The sequence below is a fragment of the Microbacterium sp. 18062 genome (genome assembly GCF_902706225.1).
Classification (GTDB): Bacteria; Actinomycetota; Actinomycetes; order Actinomycetales; family Microbacteriaceae; genus Microbacterium.
Genome location: NZ_CACSKB010000095.1, coordinates 1 through 4,876, shown reverse-complemented (window position 1 = coordinate 4,876; position 4,876 = coordinate 1). Strand labels below are relative to the sequence as shown.

At 72.8% G+C, this 4,876-nt stretch carries 5 protein-coding genes; 3 read left to right on the top strand and 2 right to left on the bottom strand.

Annotated elements, in window-relative coordinates:
- On the bottom strand, nt 1-558 hold a 558-nt coding region (locus GVL03_RS18675; RefSeq protein ID WP_306770356.1), incomplete at its 3' end, for a siderophore-interacting protein.
- 47 nt (nt 559-605) lie between these two features.
- Nucleotides 606-1,598, bottom strand: coding sequence for an ABC transporter substrate-binding protein (locus GVL03_RS18670; RefSeq protein WP_159502514.1), 993 nt, complete (start codon nt 1,596-1,598; stop codon nt 606-608).
- A 195-nt stretch (nt 1,599-1,793) separates the two neighbouring features.
- On the opposite strand from GVL03_RS18670, the gene GVL03_RS18665 reads away from it, so the two are divergent.
- The 3 genes from GVL03_RS18665 (at nt 1,794) to GVL03_RS18655 (ending at nt 4,870) form a co-directional block, all read left to right on the top strand.
- Nucleotides 1,794-2,570 (top strand): helix-turn-helix domain-containing protein, encoded by a 777-nt coding sequence (locus GVL03_RS18665; protein WP_159502513.1) that lies wholly within the window; start codon nt 1,794-1,796, stop codon nt 2,568-2,570.
- A 156-nt stretch (nt 2,571-2,726) separates the two neighbouring features.
- Nucleotides 2,727-3,770, top strand: a complete 1,044-nt coding sequence (locus GVL03_RS18660; RefSeq protein ID WP_235038241.1) for an iron chelate uptake ABC transporter family permease subunit — start codon at nt 2,727-2,729, stop codon at nt 3,768-3,770.
- A 35-nt stretch (nt 3,771-3,805) separates the two neighbouring features.
- Nucleotides 3,806-4,870, top strand: a complete 1,065-nt coding sequence (locus tag GVL03_RS18655; RefSeq protein ID WP_235038240.1) for an iron chelate uptake ABC transporter family permease subunit — start codon at nt 3,806-3,808, stop codon at nt 4,868-4,870.
- The last annotated feature ends 6 nt before the right edge of the window (nt 4,871-4,876 follow it).

The following is a 4,876-nucleotide window of genomic DNA, read 5'->3' as shown; positions in this document are numbered from 1 at the left end:
GATCCATTCCACCCGGTCGCCGGCGCGCAGGGCGAGCTGCTGTTTCGCCGCCGCATCCTCGACGAGCACCACGACGCGCACCGGAGCCTCCGAGGGACGCTCGTCCAGGTAGCGGCCGATGGCGGGCAGGGCGGTCTCGTCGCCCGCGAGCAGCACCCAGTCGAGCCCGTCGGGCAGCACCGTGGAGGACTTGGGTCCCACGAACCACAGCGGGTCGCCCGGCACCGCGGCCCCGGCCCACGATGCCGCGGGCCCCTCGCCGTGCAGCACGAAGTCGAGATCGAGCTCGATTCCCGCATCCGTCCGCTCGATGCGCCGGGGCGTGTAGTCGCGGCCGAGCCGGGTCTCGGACGGCCCCCACTCGATGCCGTGCGTGAGCTGTCGCGGCACCGCACCGGCGATGTCGCCGTCCGAGGCGAAGATCAGCTTGACGTGGTCGTCGAAGCCGGGAGCGGCGAACTCCGGATGAGACCCCGCTGCGCTCTCGAACGCGTCGAGCTCGGCCCCGGAGAGGGTGATGCGCCGCATCCGGGGGGTGATGTCCCGGATGCGGCGCACATCCGCCCGCCGGACGACCAGCGGATGGGTGGTGAAGGATCGCCTGCTCAGGAGAACTGCTCCTCGATCAGGTCGAGCAGGGCGAGCGCCTCGTCGTAGTCGCCGCGCAGCGCCCACTGGGGCAGGTCGTACGCGTTCCCGGACTGGAATGCGGGCAGCGACGCGTAGACGGGGTTCTGCGAGAGGCTCTCGACCGTGATGTCATCGCTGCTGAAGCCCATCACGAACACGCTCGGCTGTGTGATGACCTGGCCGACCTGCTCGGTCGACAGCTCGAACATGTCGTTGCCCGAGCCGTAGACCTCGAAGTCGCCTTCGGCGAAGATGGGCGCCGGCTCGATGCCGACCGCGGCGAACTCGGTCGGAAGGCCCACGGACTCGACCAGCGCGTATGCGGTGCCGTCGGCCGTGAACGCGACGAACGACGAGGGTCCCGGAGGCGGCGTGATCGCCGCAGCGACCTCGGCCGCGCGGTCGTCGTAGGCAGCGACGTAGTCGGCGTACTCGTCGCCCTTGTCGAACACGTCCTCGGCGAGGAACGAGAACTGCTGCTGCCAGGTCGTGAACGATCCGCTCACGAGCACGGTCGGGGCGATGTCGGCCAGCTCGTCGTAGACCTGCTCGGCCTGGAAGAGCGGGAACCCGATGCCGCCGCCGATGATCAGGTCGGGCTCGACCGCGAGGATCGACTCGAGGTCGTAGCCGTCGCTCGACCAGGGCAGGAACTCGGTGCCGTCCTCCTCGGCGTCCTCGGCCCAGAAGTCCGAGTACGTCTCGTCGCCGGTGTCGGCGAACTCGGGCGTGATCGCGGTGACCGGCACGTCGAGGTTGTAGAGGTAGCCGGCGAGGGCGTAGTTCAGCACGACCACGCGCTGAGGGTCGGTGGGGACGGTGACGTCCCCCTGGTCGGTCGTGACGACGCGGGTGCTGTCGCCGCCGGCCTCGGTCGACTCGGCTGCGGGATCGGCGGCGGAGCAGCCGGTGAGCAGGAGCGCGCCGAGGGCGGCGGCTGCGGTGAGGGGACGAAGTGCGGTGCGCATGGGACCTCGCTGTGCTGTGGACGTGACGAACCGGCCGTCCTGATGACGCCGGTAAGGCAAGGCTAGGCTGGGTTGCGACGTCGACCGCATCCCGATCCGACATCGGCGGTGACGGATGCGACGTCTTTCGCTCGCTCGGAGACGCTCTTCACCTCGCGTCGGGAGACGTTCTCCGCCCGCTCCAGGAGGTGCCCGATGTCCGTCCACGCGCTCGCCACAGTGGTGTCGGAGAACGCCATCCGCTTTCTCGGCCACGACACGCACGAGCACGACGAGCCGCACCTCATCTACGTCGTGTCGGGGAGCGCGCAGCTCGTCGTCGACGGCCAGGCGCTGACTCTCCGGCGCCGCGAGAGCGTGTGGCTCGCCCCCCACGTGCCCCACTCGGTGCGTCTGGGGGAGGGCGGGATGGCGCTCGGCCCGCTGCTCGATCCGGCCGATGCGCCGGCGCAGCGCGTGCGGCTGCTGGGCGTCGTCCCGGCGCTTGTCGACGTGATGACGACGGTGCTCGGCGCCGCGCCGGCCTCGGCGGAGCAGATCGCGCCGTTCCGTGCCGCGCTCGGCAGCATCCTGCGGCGCGTAGGGCGGCAGTACTTCCCCGTCACGCTGCCCACGCATCCGGTCGCCGCAGGGCTCGCGCGCGACGCGATGCGCACCGGGGCGACCCTGGAGCGGCTCGCCGAGCGGCATCGGATGTCGCCTCGGCAGGTGCAGCGCGTGTTCCTCGACGAGACCGGGCTGCAGTTCGCCCGCTGGCGCACGCGTGCGCGCCTGAACGCGGCGATCTCCGTCCTGCTGGGCGGAGGCGATCTCACGACCGCCGCTCGTGCGGCCGGCTTCGCGACCCGTGCGGGCCTCGTGCGGGCGCTCAGCCGTGAGACGGGTGCGCGCCCGCACGATCTCACCGCCGATCCCGCCGCCGCCCTGGCGATGGCAGCACCCGAGCGCGAGGGCTTGGGGGCGCCCGCATGATGCCCGAGCGCGCGACAGCGGTGCTCATGCAGGCGCGTGCAGGCTCCGGCGTGGCGCCCGAGCCCGTTCCGGTGCGGCACCCGAGCCGGTCCCCGCGCGGTGCCCGCACCCGAAGCCTGGCCGTCCCGACCGCACTCGTCCCCGCATAATGCAGTGGTGACCGCGATCGCCGAACCGGATGCCGCCGCGCCCGCACGCCGCCCGCGCACCGGGCGGCGGCTCGTGGCACTCGGCGTCGCGCTGGCCGTGCTGGCGCTCGCGGTGGTCGCGAGCATCTGCGTGGGCTCGGCCCTGCTGCCCCTCGGCACCGTGTGGCGCGCGTTCACCGAGCCGGACGGCTCCACTGCACAGATCACGGTGACCGAGGCGCGCGTGAACCGCACCGTGCTCGGTCTCGTCGTGGGCGCAGCGCTCGGCACCGCGGGCGCGCTGATCCAGGCGCTCACGCGCAATCCGCTCGCCGATCCCGGCATCCTCGGCGTGAACGCCGGAGCCGCCTTCGCGGTCGTGCTGGGCGTCGCGTTCTTCGGGGTGACCAGCACGGCGCAGTACCTGCCCTTCGCGCTGGCGGGCGCGGTGGCCGCGTCGGTCCTCGTCTACGCGATCGCCTCGGGAGGCACCGGCGCGCCCTCGCCCGCGCGGCTGACGCTCGTCGGCATCGCGCTCGGGGCCGTGCTGATCGGCATCTCGCAGACCCTCGCGCTCATCGACGTCGAGACCTTCGACCGGATGCGGTTCTGGATGGTGGGCTCGATCACAGACCGCCCGTCCGATGCCGCCGCGGTGATCGCGCCGCTCGTGGGCATCGGGCTGCTGCTCACGGTCTTCGTGGCGCGTCCGCTCAACGCCCTGGCGCTCGGCGAGGACCTCGCACGCACGGTCGGCGCGCGGATCGGGCCGACGCGGATCGTGGTGTTCCTCGCGGTCACGCTGCTCTGCGGCGCGGCGACGGCGGCCGCGGGCCCGATCTCGTTCGTGGGGCTCATGGTCCCGCACGCCGTGCGGTGGATCACGGGACCGGACTGGCGCTGGATCCTCGTGTTCACCGTGGTGCTCGCCCCGGTCCTCGTGCTCGTGTCCGACGTCATCGGCCGCGTCGTCGTGCTGCCGGGGGAGCTGCAGGTCGGCATCATCACCGCGCTCATCGGCGCCCCCGTGCTCGTCGTGCTCGTGCGCCGGCGACGGGCGGCGGGGCTGTGACGCGGGTGGGGAGCCGGGCGTCGACACAGCCCGGGGTGCGCGCGGCCGGGGTGCGCGCGGGCGGGGCCATCCCCATCCGGATCGGCCGGCTCTCGTTCCAGACCACACGGCGCTCGATCGTCGTGTGCGCCGCGGTGGCGGTCGCGACCGTGCTGCTGGCCGGGGTCGCCCTCACGCTCGGCAGCTACGCGATCTCCGCCGACGAGCTCGTCGCGGCGCTGCTCGGATCGGGCGAGCGACGCGTGCGCACCGTCGTGCTCGAATGGCGGATGCCGCGCGTGCTGGCCGCCGTGCTGTTCGGCGCCGCGCTCGCGATCGGCGGTGCCATCCTGCAGTCACTCACCCGCAATCCGCTCGGCAGCCCCGACATCATCGGCCTCACGACGGGCTCGTACACGGGCGCCGTCGGCGCGCTGATGCTGGGGTTCACCTCATATGCCGCGATGGGCATAGGAGCGCTCGTCGGCGGTCTCGTGACGGCGCTGGCGGTATACCTGCTCGCGCACCGGGGCGGTGTGCAGGGCTTCCGCTTCGTGATCGTCGGCGTCGCGGTGGGCGCGTTCCTCACCTCGGTGAACAGCTGGTTCAGCGTGAAGGTCGACGTCGACGTGGCCCTGCGCGCGGCGGTCTGGGGGGCGGGGAGCCTCGCCGCCGTGGACGGCACCACGGTCGCCGTCAGCGCCCTCGTGCTCGCCCTGATCCTGGTGTGGCTGCCGACGGCGCAACGCCGGATGCGGCGGCTCGAGCTCGGCGACGACGCGGCGGCGATGCTGGGCGTGCCGGTGGAGCGCACGAAGCTGATCCTCATCGTGCTGAGCGTGGCGGCAACGGCGCTCGTGACCGCGGCGGCGGGTCCCATCGCGTTCGTGGCGCTGGCCGCGCCGCAGATCGCCCGGCGCATCACGGGGCACGGGGCATCCGTCGACCTGTTCGGCTCGGCGCTGGTGGGGGCGTTCCTGCTGCTGGCGGCCGATGTGATCGCGCAGCACGCGGTGCCGGGCATCGTGCTGCCGACGGGCGCGATCACGGTGTGCCTCGGCGGGCTGTATCTCGTGTGGCTGCTCGGCCGCGAGTCCCGGAGGGCGGTGCGCACATCGTGACGGGGG